General features: G+C 71.6%; 18 protein-coding genes. 13 read left to right on the top strand and 5 right to left on the bottom strand.

Going from position 1 to position 18,560, the window contains the following annotated elements; genetic code table 11:
• Positions 1–90 precede the first annotated feature (90 nt).
• Positions 91–912: an SDR family NAD(P)-dependent oxidoreductase gene (locus RB614_RS35840; RefSeq protein WP_308717139.1), complete on the bottom strand. Its 822-nt coding sequence runs from the start codon at positions 910–912 to the stop codon at positions 91–93.
• 62 nt (positions 913–974) lie between these two features.
• On the opposite strand from RB614_RS35840, the gene RB614_RS35845 reads away from it, so the two are divergent.
• Positions 975–1,556, top strand: coding sequence for a TetR family transcriptional regulator (locus RB614_RS35845; RefSeq protein ID WP_308717140.1), 582 nt, complete (start codon positions 975–977; stop codon positions 1,554–1,556).
• 174 nt (positions 1,557–1,730) lie between these two features.
• On the opposite strand, the gene RB614_RS35850 is transcribed toward RB614_RS35845, so the two are convergent.
• Positions 1,731–1,952: a hypothetical protein gene (locus tag RB614_RS35850; protein WP_308717141.1), complete on the bottom strand. Its 222-nt coding sequence runs from the start codon at positions 1,950–1,952 to the stop codon at positions 1,731–1,733.
• Between the two features lie 97 nt (positions 1,953–2,049).
• Positions 2,050–4,008 carry a heavy metal translocating P-type ATPase gene (locus RB614_RS35855; RefSeq protein WP_428983174.1) on the bottom strand — a complete coding sequence of 653 codons (1,959 nt, stop codon included), beginning with the start codon at positions 4,006–4,008 and terminating at the stop codon, positions 2,050–2,052.
• A gap of 66 nt (positions 4,009–4,074) precedes the next feature.
• On the opposite strand from RB614_RS35855, the gene RB614_RS35860 reads away from it, so the two are divergent.
• The 4 genes from RB614_RS35860 (at position 4,075) to RB614_RS35875 (ending at position 7,776) form a co-directional block, all read left to right on the top strand.
• Positions 4,075–4,458 (top strand): ArsR/SmtB family transcription factor, encoded by a 384-nt coding sequence (locus RB614_RS35860; protein WP_428983175.1) that lies wholly within the window; start codon positions 4,075–4,077, stop codon positions 4,456–4,458.
• Between the two features lie 103 nt (positions 4,459–4,561).
• Positions 4,562–5,338: an SAM-dependent methyltransferase gene (locus RB614_RS35865; protein WP_308717142.1), complete on the top strand. Its 777-nt coding sequence runs from the start codon at positions 4,562–4,564 to the stop codon at positions 5,336–5,338.
• Positions 5,339–5,543: 205 nt separating this feature from the next.
• Positions 5,544–7,079, top strand: coding sequence for an MFS transporter (locus tag RB614_RS35870; protein WP_308717143.1), 1,536 nt, complete (start codon positions 5,544–5,546; stop codon positions 7,077–7,079).
• Positions 7,080–7,107: 28 nt separating this feature from the next.
• Entirely contained in the window at positions 7,108–7,776 is a 669-nt protein-coding gene (locus RB614_RS35875; protein WP_308717144.1) for a TetR/AcrR family transcriptional regulator, read from the top strand.
• A 59-nt stretch (positions 7,777–7,835) separates the two neighbouring features.
• Here RB614_RS35875 and RB614_RS35880 read toward each other — a convergent pair whose 3' ends face one another.
• Positions 7,836–8,624 (bottom strand): DUF2470 domain-containing protein, encoded by a 789-nt coding sequence (locus RB614_RS35880; RefSeq protein WP_308717145.1) that lies wholly within the window; start codon positions 8,622–8,624, stop codon positions 7,836–7,838.
• Positions 8,625–8,832: 208 nt separating this feature from the next.
• Positions 8,833–9,693 (bottom strand): glycoside hydrolase family 16 protein, encoded by an 861-nt coding sequence (locus tag RB614_RS35885; protein ID WP_308717146.1) that lies wholly within the window; start codon positions 9,691–9,693, stop codon positions 8,833–8,835.
• A 379-nt stretch (positions 9,694–10,072) separates the two neighbouring features.
• On the opposite strand from RB614_RS35885, the gene RB614_RS35890 reads away from it, so the two are divergent.
• From RB614_RS35890 to RB614_RS35925, 8 genes are all read left to right on the top strand, one after another.
• Positions 10,073–11,119, top strand: a complete 1,047-nt coding sequence (locus RB614_RS35890; protein ID WP_308717147.1) for a LacI family DNA-binding transcriptional regulator — start codon at positions 10,073–10,075, stop codon at positions 11,117–11,119.
• Between the two features lie 81 nt (positions 11,120–11,200).
• Entirely contained in the window at positions 11,201–12,232 is a 1,032-nt protein-coding gene (locus RB614_RS35895) for a LacI family DNA-binding transcriptional regulator (protein WP_308717148.1), read from the top strand.
• 209 nt (positions 12,233–12,441) lie between these two features.
• Complete coding sequence (locus RB614_RS35900) at positions 12,442–13,368, top strand: carbohydrate ABC transporter permease (protein ID WP_308717149.1); 927 nt, start codon at positions 12,442–12,444, stop codon at positions 13,366–13,368.
• Positions 13,361–14,260, top strand: a complete 900-nt coding sequence (locus RB614_RS35905; protein ID WP_308717150.1) for a carbohydrate ABC transporter permease — start codon at positions 13,361–13,363, stop codon at positions 14,258–14,260. The genes RB614_RS35900 and RB614_RS35905 overlap by 8 nt, the downstream gene beginning before the upstream one ends.
• Positions 14,261–14,279: 19 nt before the next feature.
• Entirely contained in the window at positions 14,280–15,569 is a 1,290-nt protein-coding gene (locus tag RB614_RS35910) for an ABC transporter substrate-binding protein (RefSeq protein WP_308717151.1), read from the top strand.
• A 63-nt stretch (positions 15,570–15,632) separates the two neighbouring features.
• On the top strand, positions 15,633–16,733 hold the full coding sequence (locus RB614_RS35915; RefSeq protein WP_308717152.1) for a Gfo/Idh/MocA family protein: 1,101 nt from the start codon (positions 15,633–15,635) through the stop codon (positions 16,731–16,733).
• Positions 16,730–17,665, top strand: coding sequence for a DUF6807 domain-containing protein (locus tag RB614_RS35920; RefSeq protein ID WP_308717153.1), 936 nt, complete (start codon positions 16,730–16,732; stop codon positions 17,663–17,665). Before RB614_RS35915 ends, RB614_RS35920 begins: the two co-directional genes overlap by 4 nt.
• On the top strand, positions 17,662–18,402 hold the full coding sequence (locus tag RB614_RS35925; RefSeq protein ID WP_308717154.1) for a cupin domain-containing protein: 741 nt from the start codon (positions 17,662–17,664) through the stop codon (positions 18,400–18,402). Before RB614_RS35920 ends, RB614_RS35925 begins: the two co-directional genes overlap by 4 nt.
• The last annotated feature ends 158 nt before the right edge of the window (positions 18,403–18,560 follow it).

Raw genomic sequence — 18,560 nt, forward strand, 5'->3', positions numbered from 1 at the left:
AGGTGGCACATCGAGGCGTGATCCACAAATTCGGTGCGAACCGGCGCGGCGCGGAAGCCGGCGAGGTGGGTGAGGCGCCTCGGCGATCGGCTACCTCGCGGCCCGGTCGCGGTCGCGGCGGCTCGGATCGGTGATGCGTCCCATCAGGCTGACCGTCGCGCGGCGGGTGAGCACGCGGACGGCGTTCGCGCCGAGGCGGTTGCCTCGGCCGTCGATGGCGCTGGGACCCGGGTCGCGCCGGTCGAGGTGGGCCAGTGCGGTGGCCACGACGGCCTCGGGTGTGCGCATCCGTGCCCCGGCGGTCGCGTCGTCGGTGCCGACGACCTGGTTGAACTCGGTGCTCGTCGCGCCGGGGGAGAGGGCGAACGCGGTGATCCCGGTGCCGCGGAGCTCCGCCCAGAGCGCCTCGCTGAAGCTGAGCACGAACGCCTTCGAGGCGCCGTAGACGGCCATCCGTGGCGACGGAGCGTAGGCGGCCATGCTGGCGACATTGATGACGAAGCCGCCTCCCGCCGCGCGGATCTGCGGCAGGAACGCCGCCGTGAGCTGGACCGGCGCGGAGACGTTGACGGCGATCTCCCGGGCCAGCAGCTCCGGGTCCTCCCCGGCGAACGGGCCGAAGGAGCCGAAGCCGGCGTTGTTGACGAGGCTGGTGACGCGGACGCCGCGCTGAGCTACCGCGGCGCGCAGGTCCGCGCCGGGCGACGGGACCGACAGGTCGAACGGGATCGTGTGCACGGTGACGCCGTGGCGGTCGCGCAGCTCGGTCGCGAGCCTTTCGAGCCGGTCGGCGCGGCGGGCGACGAGGACGAGGTCTGCCCCGCGGGCGGCGAGGGCGATCGCGAAGCCGCGGCCGATGCCGGAGCTCGCGCCGGTGACCAGGACCGTCTGGGCGTCGTAGGCGATTGCCATGTCGACACCATACGCCAGCCTGGCACCCAGTGCCAGGATGACATTTCGTGTACGGTCGGCTCATGGCGAAGATGACCGCATGGGAGCGCCAGCGCACGGCGCTCCGCGCGGAGATCTCCGCCGCGGCGTGCGCGCTCTTCGTCCAGCGGGGCTTCGAGGCGACGACCGTCGACCAGATCGTCGAGACGGTCGGGATATCGCGGCGGTCGTTCTTCCGCTACTTCGGCAGCAAGGAGGATGTGCTGCTGGGCGACCTGGCCGCCCGTGGCGACGCCGTCGCGCGGGCGCTCGCCGAGCGCCCCGACGCCGAAGACCCCTGGGCCGCGTTACGCGCGGCGATGATCGCCGCGCAGCCCGAGACCTTCAACGACCCCGTGGCCGACCTCGCCATCGCCCGCATGATGCACGAGACCCCGTCGTTGCGCGCCCGCCTCTTCGAGAAACGCCAGCACTGGCGCGACGCGCTCGTGCCACTCGTCGCCCAGCGCGTCGACGGCCCCGACGCCGAGTTCACCGCTTCGGCGATCGTCTCCGCGGTGCTGTGCTGCGTCGACACCGCGTCCGACGCCTGGGTCGCCGCCGACGGCGAGGCTGACATGCTCGCCCTCTACGACAGGGCGGTCGCCGCGATCAGGGCCGGCTGAGACCGTGGCGGGGACGCCGGGACGGGCAGGCCCGCGTGCGCGCAGTTCGGCGGCGAGAGCGGTGGCGGCATCGCCTCGCGGAGTGGCGCCGGCGGCCCGAAGTTCCACATCGGACAGCTGGACCGAACCGCCCCCGGGACCGGTCAGGGCGGGCGATGACCGCGCCCGCGCGGCCTATCGGGCGTCCCGGCCGGCCGACCCGACGGCGCGGTGGAAGAGCTGCCGCGCCGCGCTGGTCAGCCGGGCGGCGTCGTCCATGCCGTCGCGGTGCCAGACGCGGTCGAAGGCGCGGTGCAGCGCGCTGCACAACAAGGCGGCGGTGAGCTCCGGATCGTCGACGTGGTAGGCCCCGGCGGCGATGCCACCGGTGATCAGATCGGTGAGGCTGGCGACCATGTCGCGGTGTCGTCCTCGACCACGGCCGCGTGGCCGAGGTCGGCACGCACGAGCAGTTGCTCGCCCGCGACGACCGCTACGCCCGCCTGATGGCCGGTCAGCTGAGCGCACCGCCATCTCGTTGACGCGAGGCGCGGCTCGCCGGCCATGCGCCGGAGCGGAGCAGGCGTAACCCGTTGAGCGCCACGATGACCGTGGAGCCCTCGTGACCGGCCACGCCGAGGGGGAGTGGCAGGTGGCCGGCGATGTCCCAGGTGGCGAGTACGGCGATGACGGTGGCGGCGACGGCCAGGTTGGCCTTGACGTAGCGGCGGGCGCGGCGGGACAGCGCGACCAGTGCGGGGATGGCGGCGAGATCGTCCCTTACCAGGACCGCGTCGGCCGTCCGCAACGCCAGGTCCGATCCGGCCCCGCCCATGGCGATCCCGGCGTGCGCGGCCGCGAGGGCGGGTGCGTCGTTGACGCCGTCGCCGACCGCGAGGAGCCGTACGCCACGTTCCCGCAGCTGGCGTACGACGGCGAGTTTGTCCTGGGGGAGCAGGTCGGCGCGCACGTCGCGGATGCCCACCTCGGCGGCGACGCGCGCGGCGGCCGCCGGGTTGTCGCCGGTGAGCAGGAGCGGTGGCTGTCCGATGAGGACGGTGAGCCGTCCCACCGCCTCGGCCGCCTCCGGCCGGAGGGTGTCGGTGAGGCCGAGTACACCGGCCGGCGTGCCGTCGACCGCCACGACGACGGTGGTGTGTCCGCTGGCTCGCAGCTCCGCGACCTCGGCGCAGGCGCCGGTCGGGCGGCCGACGGTCACCGTGTGTCCGTCCACCCGCGCCGAGACGCCGTGCCCAGGAGTCGAGGTGAAGTTCGTCGCGGCGGGGATGGGCCGGCTGGTGCGGCGGGCCGCGGCCACGACGGCGGCGGCGAGTGGGTGTTCGCTGGAGTGCTCGGCGGCCGCCGCCAGGGCGAGCAGCCGGTCGGGTTCGCGCACCGGACCGTCCGGGAAGAGCCGGACGGTGGCCATTCGCGGTGCGCCCACGGTGAGGGTCCCGGTCTTGTCCAGCGCGACCAGGCCGGTCTCGGCGAGCCGCTCCATCGCCACGGCGGACTTGACCAGTACACCGTTGCGGCCGGCGGTGGCGATCGCGGCCAGCAGCGGCGGCATCGTGGCCAGTACCACGGCGCACGGCGATGCGACGATCATGAAGGTCATCGCGCGCAGCAGCGCGTCGGTGAGCCCGTCGCCGAAGGCGAGCGGCACACCGAACAGGGCGAGGGTGGCGACCACGACGCCGACCGAGTAGCGCTGCTCGACCTTCTCGATGAACAGTTGCGTCGGTGCCTTCGTCGCCGAGGCCTCTTCGACCATCGCCACGATGCGGGCGACCACGCTTTCGCCGGCCGGCTTGTCCACCCGGACGCGCAGCGCGCCGGTGCCGTTGAGGGTGCCGGCGTACACCTCGTCGCCCGCCCCTTTCGGCACGGGCAGCGGCTCGCCGGTGATGGTCGCCTGGTCGACGTCGCCGGCCCCGTCGACCACCGTGCCGTCGGCGCCGATCCGCTCGCCCGGACGTACCAGGAGCGTGTCGCCGACGGCCAGCGTGGCGGTGTCGACCCGCTCCTCGCCGGTCGGGGTCAGGCGGGTGGCGTGCGGTGGGGCGAGGTCCAGCAGGCTGTGCACCGAGTCGGCGGTACGCCGGGTGGCGTACGCCTCCAGGGCGCCGGAGGTGGCGAAGATGACGATCAGCAACGCCCCGTCGAAGACCTGCCCGACGCCGGCCGCCCCGATCGCCGCGGCCACCATCAGCAGGTCCACGTCGAGCGTCCGCGCCCGCAGCGCGCGCAGTCCGGCCAGGCCGGGCGCCCAGCCGCCGGCGACGTAGCAGGCCAGGTACAGCGCCCACCACGCCCATGCCGGACCGCCGGCCAGATGGAACACCGCGCCGGCGGCGAACAGCGCCGTGGCCAGCGTCGCCCACCGCACCTCGACCAGGGACCACAGCGGGGTACGGCGTGCCGGCGAGGCGGCTGGCCGGGTGACGGTTGGTTCCTGGGTAGCGACCACCACGAGGGCACAATACCTGCGCAGTCATGCAGATACGCAAGTAGCTGAGTGGTGAGATAGGCTGCGGGCGTGCACACCTCGTTACCGGACTTCCGCATGCCCAACGAGGAGCAGGTCCACCTCGCCGCCGAGAGCTTCCGGCTGCTCGCCGACCCGACCCGGATCAAGATTCTCTGGGCGCTGCTGCAGGGCGAGTCGTCGGTCGCCTGCCTGGCCGAGCTGGTCGGCGCCGCCCCGACCGCGGTCAGCCAGCATCTGGCCAAGCTGCGCCTCGCCGGCCTGGTGCGCGGCCGGCGGGAGGGCACGTTCGTCTACTACTCCGCGGCCGATGTCCACGTGCGACACCTGCTCGACGAGGCGCTCTTCCACGCCGACCACGCCGACCGCGACCTGCCCGACCACCCCAGCGGTGACCTGTCCGCTCACGCGACGGCCGGCTCACGGCCGTCCTGAAGACGAATAGCCGTATCGCGTCGAACCCGGTGCCGTTCGCGGTGGCTGGGCGGCATTGCCTAGGATCGCTGTCTGACGGCCGCCTCATCGAGGGGATTCTCCGATGATCGATCCCAAAATCGACGAAACCCGGCCGAGTAGTGCGCGGGTGTGGAACTACCTGCTGGAGGGCAAGGACAACTTCGCCGTCGACCGGGAGCTGGGCGAGGCGCTCCGCTCGGCGCACCCGGGGATCGTGGCGGTCGCCCAGGCGCAGCGGAGGTTTCTCATCCAGGCGGTCACGCTGCTCGCCGGTGAGGTGGGCATCCGGCAGTTCCTCGACATCGGCACCGGCCTCCCGACGGCCGACAACACCCACGAGGTCGCGCAGCGGGTGGCGCCCGAGTCGCGGATCGTGTATGTCGACAACGATCCGCTCGTACTGGCGCACGCCCGCGCGCTGCTGACGAGTTCGCCCGAGGGGGCGACCGCGTATGTCGACTCCAACGTGGAGGATCCCGAGCGGATCCTGAGCGAGGCCGCCCGGACGCTCGACTTCGGCAAGCCCGTGGCCCTGACCATGATCGGCATCCTGGGCAACGTCGCCGACTACGCCGAGGCCCGCTCGATCGTCGAGCGGCTGCTCGCCGCCGTGCCGTCGGGTAGCTACCTGGCGGTCAGCGACGGAACGAGCACCAGCGCGCAGAGCGTGGAGAGCCAGCGGATCGCCAACCAGAGCGGCCACCCGTACAACCTGCGCACGCCCGAGGAGATCGGCGCCTACTTCGAGGGCCTGGAGCTGCTCGAGCCGGGCGTGGTGTCGACCTCGCTGTGGCGGCCGCAGCCGGGCACGGAACCGGCTCACCTCGACGTGTACTGCGCGGTGGGCCGCAAGCCCTGACGCCGGCGTCGTCCGCGTTGGCGCACCCGGGGAACCGCTCTTGAGTCACGGCATGACTATGGTTAGGCTGCCCTAAAGAAGACAGCCTGTCATAAAGGCATGCGTGACGCGTGCCGAGCCGGTTGGGGGCGCGCGCCCTGCCCGCCGGGCAGGCGTGCCGTACCCCCGAACCGGAGAGGCCGCGATGCAGGGTCAGGGAATGCCCGTGGCGGTGGAGCTTTCACCCGCGTCGGTAACGGCGCGGCGGCGCTGGACCGTGGCCGTCGCCTCGCTGTCGGCGGCGTTGATGACGCTCGACGTCACCATCGTGAACGTCGCGCTGCCCCAGATCGAAGGAGGTCTGGGCGCCGGCCTCGACGGTCTACAGTGGATCGTGAACGCCTACACGTTGGCTTTCGCGGCGCTGCTGCTCTCGGTCGGTTCGCTGTCCGACCGCGTGGGCCGGCGGCGCATCTTCGCCCTCGGCGTCGCCGTCTTCACCGGCGCCTCCCTGGGCTGTGCCCTGGCCCCGGGCACCGCCACCCTCGTGGTTGCCCGCACCGTGCAGGGCGTCGGCGGCGCGCTCGTGATGGGTACCGGCCTGGCACTGATCGCCGCGGCCTACGCGGGCACCGAAGCGCGCGCCCGCAACACCGCGATCGGGCTCTTCGCCGCCGGCGGAGCGGCGGCCGCCGCACTCGGCCCGCTCGTCGGCGGGCTCGTCGTCGACGCGTGGGGCTGGCGCTACATCTTCGTGCTCAACCTGCCGCTCGGTCTGGCCATCCTGCTCGCCACGTGGCTGCGGCTGACCGAGTCGAAGGCCGAGAACGGCCGGCACCGGCTGGATCTGGCCGGCCTCGTCCTCGCCGCCGCGATGCTGTTCGGCCTCAACTACGCGCTGCTCACCGGCCCGCTCGACGGCTGGTCCAGTACACCGGTGGTGGCCGCGCTGGTGGCGGCCGGTGCCCTCACTGCCGCGTTCCTGTTCGTACAGTGGCGCCGTGGCGAGGCGGCCATGCTCGACCTGAGACTGTTCCGGATCCGGTCGTTCACCGGCGCCATCCTCGTCACGTACGCGGCCCGGCTGGTCAGCTTCGGCCTGCTGCCGTTCCTGGTCCTGTGGCTCAGCGGCATGCTGGGCTACGGCCCGTTCCAGATCGGCCTGCGGTTGCTGCTGCTGTCGATCACGATGATCGTCGTGGCCCCGTTGAGCGGCGCGCTGACCCGGCGCGTCCCCGTGCACGTGCTGATGGCGCTCGGCATGGCGCTCACCGGCGCCGGCGCGCTGGCGATGACCACCATCGAACCCGGCGACGGCTGGACCGCGGCCGCCCCCGGCCTGCTGCTGCTCGGCGCCGGAGCGGGCCTGGCCGCCCCCCACCTGCTCGGCGTGGCGGTCGGTGTCGTCCCGCCCGAACGCGCCGGCATGGCCTCCGGCGCCGCGAACACGTTCTTCCCCCTCGGCACCGCCTCCGGCGTCGCGCTCTACGGCGCGGTACTGGCCCACCAGGTCGACCGCCACCTGACCGACGCCGGATCGGCCCTGGAGCCGGCTGCCGCCGAACGGGTGCGGGCGCTGGTCACCTCCGGACGCTTCGACGCGCTCGCCGCCCTGCCCGGACCGGTCCGGCAGGCCGCGGAGGCCGGCTTCACCAGCGGGCTCTCCGCCATGCTGACGATCGCCGGCGTCGCCGCCCTCCTGGCCGCCCTGGCGAGCCTGCTGCTGATCCGCGGCGCCGACCAGCATCAGGCCTCCGGGTGAGGCCGGGCGTGCTACGTATGCTGCGGTGGTGGGTGAGCCGAGCAGGATCGGCAGGCGCACGGGCCGGCCACGGACCCTGGACGCCGAGCAGATCGTCGCCGCCGCGCGGGCGGTCGGCGTGGCCGACTTCACCATGCCCGCGGTCGCGAGCCGGCTCGGCGTGAGCCACTCGACCCTGTACCGCTACTTCGCCGACCGGGACGGACTCGCCCTCGCCGCCATCAACCAGATCGTCGCCGAGTGCCGGTGGCCGGCGCCGGCGGGCGACTGGCGTGCGGCGGTCACCGAGTTCGCCGACGCGCTGTGGTCCGCGTTCGAGCGCAACCCGGGCCTGGCCCGGGCGTCCTGGGAAGCCAGCACGATCCCGGACGCGGTGGTCCCCGTCCTCCACGCCCTGGGCGCGCACGTCGTCGCGCACGGATTCACCCCGCGGGACGCGGTCCTGCTGTTGGACTTCGTCTCGGATCTGGCGCTGAGCACCTTCGTCCTGATGGGCCACCTGGACCGCCCGGCCGCATCGACGCCAGGTTCGCCGTCGGTACGCGAGAGCTACCAGTCCGGGCTGGGCCGGATCCCGCTCCTCGGATCGGCGATCCCGGCGGAGATCTGGCACGGCCGCGGCTGGTTCGACGAAAAGCTGACCATCTTCCTCGACGGGTTCGCCGTCCGCCAGGAGGCGCGAAACCGGGACGCCTAGGGCCTGTATCAAAGAGTTTGCCGGCGCAGCCCGGCAAGGAACCTGATACAGGCCCTAAGCTAAGGCGTCGCCGATCCGGTGGGGCCGGGGCGGTCCTCGGCGCCGCCGTGCTGGCAGCGGTGGAACAGGATCGGGTGGAGGAAGTGCGCCAGGCGGTGCCGGCTTCGCATCGCCACGGGGAAGTCCAGCCGGAGACACCGGGGCCGGGCCGCGGCGGGGTCCAGGGCCACGACGAAGCCGTACTGGTCCAGTCGTACCGGTAGGGGCAGAGCGGGAACCCGGATGCCCGCCGCGGCGAGCGAGTCGGCGAGGAAGCCGCCGATCTCGGCGGCGTGGTGTTTGGCCAGATCGACGAGCAGATCCTTCTCCTCGTCGTGCAACGGGTCGGGACCCGAGCCCCGATAGTCGTCGACGTCGATGCGATGGAGGGTGCCGTCGAGCCCGAGGCGGACCTGGCGGACGTCGAGCCGGTAGAGACAGACGCCCTGGCCGACGTCGAACAGGCCGGCGGCGGGGTTTCCGTCGGCGAAGTCGAGGACGGCCTGCCGGATGGCGCCGGGCGCCACGGGGCGGACCGGGCCGAGGACCGTGGCGCGGCCGAGGCTCGGCGCGTTGTCGAAGGGCGGTGCGTCGTCCACCGTGAGGGCGCCGAGGGGTCCGTCCGGGCCATGGTTTCCGCGCAGCTGGGCGCCGAGCGGGCTGCCGTCCGGGACCAGCAGGAGCGGGTCGCCATGAGGGTCGGTGGCATGGACGGTCTCGTGGTCGTCGGCCCGCCCGCTGATCCGCAAGGTGGCGGGCAGCCGGCCGTGCAGCAGCGTGCGAGCGATCTCCTCGACCTTCGGACCCACGGTGACCTCCCGACCAGAGGGCGGCGATGCAAGGTTAGGCTACCCTAACTGGCCCGGTTGTGGGGTACACCGGAACGTCCGTGGTCGGGCGCGGCGCGCCTGGTGTCCGGGGGGGGCGAGCGTGCCGGTGGGACGCCACCGGATGGCGCGTCCCACCGACCGCTTGATCATTTCGTGGCGCGGTCGCCGGCCGCGAACGGCCGGTCCGCTACCGGCGGTAGGCGCGGAAGTAGTCGACGACGAACTCCTTCGGCCGGGTGTCCGACGGGTCCACGGTCCCGGTCCAGCCGGCGTTTTCGTAGATGCTCAGCAGGAACACCATGCCGTAGGCGGGCGAGGAGTTGATGGTCTTCTTGAGCGCGTTGTCGACGTACAGCTTGAGCTGGGTCGGGGTCCACTCGAGGGCGTAGATGTGCATCTCGGTGTTGATGTTGAACCCGGTGGAGATGGTGTTGCTGGACTCGGCGACGTTCGGGTCGGACCACCTGTGCAGGTTGTACAGGAAGCTGCCCGAGTTCGGTCCGGGGTCCTCGATGATGTCGATCTCGCTGTTCTGGTTGGCCGAGTCCTGCCGGCCCACCGTCCAGAAGGCGGCGTGCAGGCCGCTCCGGGCGGAGGTCTTGGCGCGGATCTCGAAGTAGCCGTACTTCGGCGTGTACTTCATGACCGTCGGGATCGTGTGGTCCTGCGGTGAGGTCTTGTGCAGGCCGGTCCGCTGCCCGGTCTGGATACTGGAGACCTTCATCGGGTTGTCGGCGTAGTACGTCGGCTGGCTGCCGTCGATCCGCAGCACGAGGGCGTTGTTGCGGAAGCCGTACCAGGCGCGGGACCGGGTCTCGGTCGTCCTCGACTCCAGATACCTGGTGATCCAGAGGTTGGTGTCGAGGCCGCCGTTGAACTCGTCGTGCCGGTCGAGGATCCAGCCGGCCTTCTCCAGCGGGTTGGGCGGCACCTCGGCGGCGTCGGCTGGTTGGGCGGTGCGCCCGGACACCAGCGCCACCGAGGCCAAGAGTACACATAGGACGGCCAGCCTTCGCAGGCGCCTGGCGTCCGAGATCGCGATCTTCATGACTGCTGGTCCTCCGTTCGGGTGCGGGTGGAAGTCGTGGTGCGCGGCGCTACCGCGTGAGGTGTGACGTGCTGATCGCCGTCGCGGTGGGGGTCGGGACATGGTCGTACGCTCCCAACGGTCCTGGGGGTGGAAGCGTCCGCACGGTGGCGGAGCCGCTCGTGGATTCGGCACGACCGTCTCGTCGACTGGTCCATCCGGTGCCATCGGGTCGGGGCTGAATGGCGGGACCGTCGGAGGCCTGTGGCTCCCGCCGTGGGGTGTCCCGTGTTACGCCCTGGAAAACGTATTCCAACACGTTTGTTTCGTACGGTCAAGCCGCTCGATCGGTGCCGGCGGTGTTCCTGTGCCGGACCTGGCGGGTGGCACAATTCCCGGCATGGACGGGGCGGCGGGCCGGCGGGGCAGGCGTACGAGCGGGCCGACGTTGCACGATGTCGCCCGCGAGGCGGGCGTGTCGGTGGCGACGGCGTCGCGGGCCTTCAACGGCAGCAGCACCCGCAACGTCAAGCCGGAGTACATCTCCCGGGTGCTGGCCGCGGCCGAGCGGATCGGTTATCAGCCGCACCTGTCCGCGCAGGCGATCGCGCTGGGCTCGACTCGTACGGCGGCGTTGGTGGTCAGCGATATCGACGACCCGTACTTCTCGTCGATCGCCGCCGGAGTGATCACGGCGGCGCAGGCGCAGCGGCTCATCCCGACGGTGGCGATAGCGGACCGTTCCCCGGACCGCGAGCTGCAGATCGTACGGACCCTGCGCGGCCAGCGTCCCAGGGTGATCATCATCGCGGGCAGCCGGATCGACGGTTCGGGCACGGACGGTGCGCTCAGCGAGGAGCTGGAGGCCTACCAGGCGGCCGGGGGGCGGGTGGTCCTGGTCAGCCAGGAAGGGCTGCCCTTTTCGACCGTCGCGATCGACAACGGCGGCGGCGCGCGAGCCTTGGCCGAGGCGTTGGTCGGGCGGGGCTACCGGCGGTTCGGCGTGTTGTGCGCCGCGCCCGCGATCCGCACCTCACACGACCGGTGTGGCGGGTTCCTGGCCGGGCTGGCCGCGGCCGGCGTGCCGGATCCGACCGTGGTGGAGACCGCGTTCACCCGCGCCGGCGGCTACGACGCCACGCACGAGCTGCTGCGTGGCGGGCGGCCGACGGTCGACGCGGTCGTGGCGGTGAACGACGTGATGGCCATCGGGGCCATGACGGCGATCCGCGACGCCGGGCTCGTCCCCGGCCGCGACGTCGGGGTCGCCGGGTTCGATGACATCAGCTGGTGCGCCGACCTGGATCCGGCGCTCAGCACGGTGGCCGTCCCGCTGCACGAGGTCGGCGTCACGGCGATGCGGTTGGCGCTCGGCGACGACCGAGGCGTGCGCGTGGTGCCGGTCGCGACCAGCGTGGTCCTGCGCGACAGCACCCCGCCGCGTTGATCCCGGCCGCTGGCCGGCGGTCGGGTATCGTCTGCGCACCGGCATCGGCGGCCGACGGATCGGTTGTCCCGGGAGGAACGCGTGCCCCATCCAGCCAGGCCCACCGTCACGCTGCACGACGTGGCGGCGGCCGCCGGCGTGTCGTTGTCGACCGCGTCCCGGGTGCTCGGCGGCAGCTCCCGCACGGTCGCCCCCGAGTACGCCGAGAAGGTCCTCGCCGCGGCCGCCGCGCTGCGGTACACGGCTGACGCATCCGCCCGCGCGATGCGCCGGGCCAGCGACTCGATCGCCCTGGTCGCCGACGACCTGACCACCGCCTCCATCGGCCTGGTCCTGGCCGCGATGGAGCGGGAAGCCCGCACCGTCGACGCGTTCGTCACGGTCACGTCGACCGGCGGTACGCCGCCACGGCAGCTGGAGACGGTGCGGTTGATGTGCGCGCTGCGCCCCCGCGCGCTGGTGCTGACCTCCAGCCGGCTCGACGCGGACCTGATGGAGGGCCGGCTCCTGCGCGAACTTCTGGACTACCGGCGCGACGGCGGGCGGGTGGTCATCTTCGGCGACACCGACATGCCGTTCGACGCGATCAGCATCGACAACCGGGCCAGCGCCGCGCTGGTCGGCGCCTACCTGGCGCGGGCCGGCCACCGGCGGGTGACGATCCTGGCCGGCGCGGCCGAACGGGCCAACGTCAGCGCCCGCGCCGCCGGCTTCGTGGACGGCTTGAGCGCGGGCGGCGTCCACGGTGACGACATCCGGGTGGTGCACTGCGACGTCAGCCGGCAGGGTGGCTTCGCCGCGGTCACCCGGCTGCTGGCCGCCGGGCCCCTGGACACCGAGGCGCTGGTCTGCGCCAACGACGTGATCGCCATCGGCGCGATGTCCGCGCTGCGGGCGGCCGGCGTCCGGGTGCCGGACGAGGTGTCGGTCACCGGGTTCGACGACATCCCGCTGGCCACCGACGTGACCCCCCGACTGACCACCGTGACCGTCCCGCTCGCCCGCATCGGCCGGGACGCCATCCGCCTCGCACTGGGCGACCACGACGAGCCTCACCGGACGACGGAGCACGGCGAACTCGTCCCGCGCGACAGCACCCGCCCCCGCGCCTGACCGGGGCCCGGGTGCCGATCCGGGCATTCGCCGGCATCCATCCTCCCTGGTGGTCGTGCGCGCAAAGCCGTTCCGAGGCCGGAAACCTCGCTGTGATCGGTCGGAAACGCTTGACGGGCAGAGGGCGGCGGTGCATTGTGTGGAATACGTTTTCCCCGGCCGGTCAGAGGGCTTCCCGCCGGGCCAGTCAGCCATGTACGGAGGGGCGGATGAGCGCGCTCGGCGAACTGCGGAGCATCCGGGGGAGCACCCGCGGCTCACCTCGCAAACGGGACAACCGGGCCGCGTTGGTGTTCCTGCTGCCGTGGTTCGGTGGCCTCTTTTTGATCACGCTGGGGCCGGTCGCGGCGTCGCTGGTGCTCGGCTTCACCGACTACAACCTGATCCAGCCGCCGGAGTTCAACGGCGTGGACAACTTCACCCGGATGCTGTCGGACGAGCGGCTGCACAACGCGCTGCGGGTCACGTTCGTGTACGTGGTGGTGTCGGTGCCGGTGCAGCTGGCCTGCGCGTTGGGGCTGGCGATGCTGCTGGACCGGGGTCTGCGCGGGATGGCGTTCTACCGGTCGGCGTTCTACCTGCCGTCGCTGCTGGGCTCGAGCGTGGCGATCGCGGTGCTGTGGCGGCAGGTCTTCGGCGCCGACGGCCTGGTCAACCAGTTGCTCGACCTGGTCGGTGTGCAGGGGCGGGGCTGGATCTCCGACCCGAGCACCGCGCTGTCGACGCTGATCGTGCTGAACGTGTGGACGTTCGGCGCCCCGATGATCATTTTCCTGGCCGGGCTGCGGCAGATCCCGGTGATGTACTACGAGGCGGCCGCGATCGACGGTGCCGGCCGGTGGAAGCAGTTCTGGCGAGTCACGCTGCCGTTGCTGTCGCCGATCATCTTCTTCAACCTGGTCCTGCAGATCATCCACGCGTTCCAGTCGTTCACCCAGGCGTTCGTGGTCTCCGGCGGCAGCGGGGGACCGTCCGACTCCACGCTGTTCTACACGCTCTACCTGTACCAGCGCGGGTTCAACAACTTCGACATGGGCTACGCGTCGGCGCTGGCCTGGCTCCTGCTGGTGATCATCGCCGCCTTCACCGCGGTCAACTTCTGGGCCGCCAAGTATTGGGTCTTCTACGATGACTGATCTCAAGCAACGCCCGCTTCCAGTGGTCGCCGTCGCCGGCCCTCCGGTGCGCCGGTCCGGCGTGGGCCGGCCGTTGCGGGGCGCCGTCAAGCACGTCGGGCTGATCCTGCTCGCGCTGGTGATGCTCTACCCGGTGCTGTGGATGGTGGTCAGCTCGCTGCGCCCCAACGACGAGATCTTCCGCAGCCCCGGCCTGGTGCTGGACGGGCTGCACACGCGGAACTACGGCGAGGGCTGGGACGCGCTCGCCTCGCCGTTCGGGCACTACCTGCTCAACTCGGCGATCGTGGTGCTGGGCTGCATCATCGGCAACCTGGTGTCCTGCTCGATGGCGGCGTACGCGTTCGCCCGGCTGGAATTCACCGGCAAGCGGCTGTGGTTCGCCGTCATGCTCGGCACGATCATGCTGCCGATCCACGTGATCATCGTGCCGCAGTACATCATGTTCTCCCAGCTGGGTTGGATCAACACGTTCCTGCCGCTGATCGTGCCGAAGCTGCTGGCCACCGACGCGTTCTTCGTCTTCCTGATGGTGCAGTTCATCCGTGGACTGCCGCGGGAGCTGGACGAGGCGGCGCGTATCGACGGCTGCGGCCACGGGCGGATCTTCTGGCAGATCATCCTGCCGCTGATGAAGCCGGCCCTGGCCACGACGGTGATCTTCACCTTCATCTGGACCTGGAACGACTTCTTCAGCCAGCTCATCTACCTGACCGATCCGCAGATGTACACGGTGCCGGTGGCGCTGCGGTCGTTCGTCGACGCCACCGTCAACACGTCCTGGGGCTCCATGTTCGCGATGAGCGTCGTGTCGCTCGTGCCGGTCTTCCTGGCCTTCCTGCTCGGCCAGCGCTACCTGGTCAAAGGCATCGCCACGACCGGTGGCAAATGAACCCCCGAAAGGAATCACCATGCGCAAACTGGGCGCCATATTTCTCGCCACCGCTCTGACACTGGGACTTGCCGCCTGCGGCGGCGACTCCGGCGGCGGACAGGAGCTCTCCGACGGGCCGGTGACGCTGCGGTTCACCTGGTGGGGCTCGGACGCCCGCCACCAGCGCACCCAGCAGGTGATCGACCTGTTCCAGAAGGAACACCCGAACATCACCGTGAAGGGCGAGTTCAAGGACTGGAACGGCTACTGGGAAAGCCTGGCCACCACCGTCGCGGCCAACGACGCCCCGGACGTCATCCAGGTGGACGAGCTCTACCTCGCCTCCTACGCCGAACGGGGCGCGCTGCTCGACCTCGGCACCGCCACCAAGCACCTCAAGACCGCCGACTTCGACGCCGAGGCCCTCGCCACCGGGCAGGTCGACGGCAAGCAGTACGCGCTGCCGGTCGGGCTGGCCGCGTACTCGATGGTGGTCAACACCGACCTGCTCGCCCGGTACAAGGTGACCCCGCCCGACGACGGCAGCTGGACCTGGGACGACCTCAAGCGCATCGGCGAGCAGATCTCGACGGCCAGCGGCGGTAAGGTCACCGGCGTGCAGGCGTTCGGTTTCGACGCCGGCAGCCTCAACGTCTGGGCCCGGCAGAACGGCACCTCCCTCTACGACGACAAGGGCAACGTCGCGATCCCACCGGCGGTGCTCGCCGGCTTCTGGTCGTACCTGCTGGACCTGACCAAGTCCGGCGCCGCGCCGGAGGCCTCGGTGACGATCGAGCGGGCCAGCGCCAGCCTGGACCAGTCCGGCACCGCGACCAACGCATCCGCGTTCGGCACCTGGTGGAACACCCAGCTCACCTCGCTCTCCGCCGCCAGCGGCGCGAAGCTGCGACTGCTGAAGATGCCGGGCGAGGCGGGCGCGCGGTCTCCCGGCGCCTACTACAAGCCGTCCATGTTCTGGTCCGTCTCGTCGCGGTCCAAGCACCAGGCCGAGGCCGCCCTGTTCGTCGACTTCCTGGCCAACGACGAAGCCGCCGCCAACGTGCTGCTGACCGACCGCGGTGTGCCGGCCAACACCAAAATCCGTGCGGCGATCACCCCGCGGCTGGCCGACACGGACAAGGCGGCCGTCGCCTACCTGGACACCCTCGAGGTGGGCCAGGCGCCCCGGGTGACGCCGAACGGCGCCAGCGGCATCGAGGCGATCCTCAAGCGGCACACCGAAGAGGTGCTGTTCGGACGGGCCACCCCGGACCAGGCCGCGGCCGCGTTCATCAAGGAACTACAGGCCGAGATCGACGGCGCATGACCCCCTGGGGTGGGCCGGAAGCCCAAGCCGGCCCACCCCAGGGCAGAACGTGAAGGGACACCCATGTCAGGACGCAGGTACCGGACCGCGATCGTCGGCACCGGCGGGATCGCCGTCGCCCACGCGCAAGCCCTCCAAGGGCTGGCACACCGGGCTGACCTGGTCGCCGTCGCCGACGTCGACGTCAGCCGGGCCAAGACATTCGCGGAACGGTGGAACGTGCCCCACGCCCACGACGGTGTGACCGAGCTGCTCGACGCGCAGCAGCTCGACCTGGTCCACCTGTGCACGCCGCCGGAGCAGCACGCCCCGCTCGCGCTGCGCTGCCTGCGCGCCGGAGCGAGCGTACTGGTGGAGAAACCACCGACCCTGTCCCTGGCCGAGTTCGACGCCCTCGCCGCGGCCGAACACGATTCCACCGGCCACGTCGCCACGGTGTTCCAGCACCGCTTCGGCTCCGCCGCGACACGGCTGCGGCGGATGGCAGCGGCCGGCGAGCTCGGCCGGCCGCTGCTGGCCACCTGCGCCACCCAGTGGTACCGCGACGACGACTACTTCGCGGCTCCCTGGCGGGGCACCTGGGAGTCCGAAGGCGGCGGCCCGACCATGGGGCACGGCATCCACCAGTTCGACCTGCTGTTGTCGATCCTCGGACCCTGGCGGGAAGTCACCGCCCTGGCCGCCCGGCAGGCCCGCCCCACGGACACCGAAGACGTGTCGATGGCACTGGTCAGCTTCGACAACGGCGCCGTCGCCTCCGTGGTCAACTCGGTCGTGTCCCCCCGGCAGACCTCGACGCTGCGGTTCGACTACGAACATGCCACCGTCGAGGTGGAACACCTCTACGGCTACGACGACAAGGACTGGACCCTCACCCCGGCACCCGGCCACGACGCCGTCCTGGCCGGCTGGACCGCCGAGGGCGACAACATTCCCAGCGGCCACGCGGCCCAGCTCGGTGCCGTGTTCGACGCCCTCGACCGGGGCGAGCCGCCACCGGTGACCCTCACCGACGCCCGCCGCACCATGGATTTCGTCGCTGCCCTTTACGCGTCCGCGTTCACCGGCGAACGCGTCCGCAGTGGACAGATCGGCCCGGACAGCCCGTTCGCGACCCGGATGGACGGCACCGGCGCGCCCTGGAAGGAAACCAGCACCCCGTGAGAGTCACCCATGTCGTCGACGAGTCGATCACCGTCGCCGCGCGCGGCGTCGATCTGTTCACCTACGTCTACCGCCCGGACACCCCGGTGCTGGAGTCACCCAAGCCGTACCTACACCCCATCCGCACCCTCGCCGGCGACGAGGTCAGCCTGTTTCGCCCGCACGACCACGTCTGGCACAAGGGCATCGCCTGGTCACTGCCGCACGTCGGCCAGCACAACTTCTGGGGCGGACCCACCTACGTGCACGGCAGCTTCTACGTCCAGCAGGACAACAACGGCAGCGCCACGCACCGTGAACTGACCGAACTGTCCACTCACGACGGCCAGGTTCGCATCGCGCATCAGCTCGACTGGACGTCCCAGAGCGGCGCTCCCGTCATCGACGAGCGACGGGTCCTGGCCGCCCGCCTGGTCGACGACGGCTGCTGGGCGCTGGTCTTCGAAACGGCGATGACGAACGTCTCCGGCGCCACCCTCCACATCGGATCGCCGACCACCAAGGGCCGCGAGAACGCCGGCTACGGCGGGCTGTTCTGGCGCGGACCGCGCTCGTTCACCGGCGGCACCGTCCAGGCACCCACCGGCAGCGGATCCGGTGACGACCTGCGCGGGGTGCGGGCCGAATGGTTCGCCTTCCGCGGCCGGCACGACGTCACCGGCCGCCAGTCCACCATCGTCGTGGTCGACGACACCGCCAACCCGCAACACCCGCCGCAGTGGTTCGTCCGCAGCGCCGAGTTCGCCTGCCTGTGCCCGGCCCCGTTCTTCAGCGAAGAGCTGCCGCTGCCCGACCAGGACACGGTCCGCTTCCGGTACGCCGTCGTCGTCGCCGGCGGCGACCACGGCGACGACGGCACCGCCCACCTCGCGGACCTCGGCCGCTCCGTCCTGCGCCCGAGCGCCGCCCAACGGCAGGAGGTGTCGCCGTGATCCGCGCTTTCCCCGGCGGCACCTCCGTCACCCACCTGAGCGTCTACAGTGGCCTCTGTCCGGACGGACTCGCCGGCGGCACCCCGCACCTGCACACCGCCTCCACCGAGGCGTACGTCGTCGTCGGTGGCAGCGGCGCGCTGCGGACCCTCGACCCGTCCGGGCTCCGCGAGACACCCCTTCAGCCGGGCAGTGTCGTGTGGTTCACGCCGGGCACCATCCACCGCGCCGTCAACCGCGGCGGCCTGACGGTGGTGGTCGTCATGGCCAACGCCGGCCTGCCCGAGGCCGGCGACGCGGTCATGACCTTCCCGCCGGAGATCGTCGCCGACCCGGACCGCTACGCGCGGGCCGCCACGCTACCCTCGGGCGAGCCGGAGGCGGTCCTCGACAACGCCGCCCGGCGCCGCCGCGACCTCGCCGTCGAAGGGTTCGAACGGCTGGTCGAGGCGACCGAATCGGGCGACCCGGCCCCGCTGGAACGCTTCTACGACGACGCGGCCAGCCTGGTGCGACCGCGGATCGCGCAGTGGCGTCGCATCTGGCAGCGGAACGTCGCCGCTCAAACCGCTCACACCGCGGACATCCTGGACGCCCTCGAACGCGGCGACGGACGGCACCTACGCGCTGCCGCGCTGCTGCAGGCACCGCCGAGCGCCACGGCCGGGTTCGGCATGTGCGGCCGCCTGCGCACCTACGACGTACGAAACCCCCTCGGCGGCGAGGACCCTCCCTGACGGACGTGGCGGTCTTGAGAGGGTGCAAACCCGGAATGAGCATTTGGGCTACCGCGATGACCGTCGTGGTCCGGACCGTCGCGCGGGGTCCCCGGGGAAACGTGGAGCGCAGCGGAGCGTTTCTTGGGGTGCATTCCCGCGGCCTCACCCTCCGCGGT

This window comes from Phytohabitans maris (assembly GCF_031085175.1).
In the GTDB taxonomy this organism is placed as follows: domain Bacteria; phylum Actinomycetota; class Actinomycetes; order Mycobacteriales; family Micromonosporaceae; genus Phytohabitans; species Phytohabitans maris.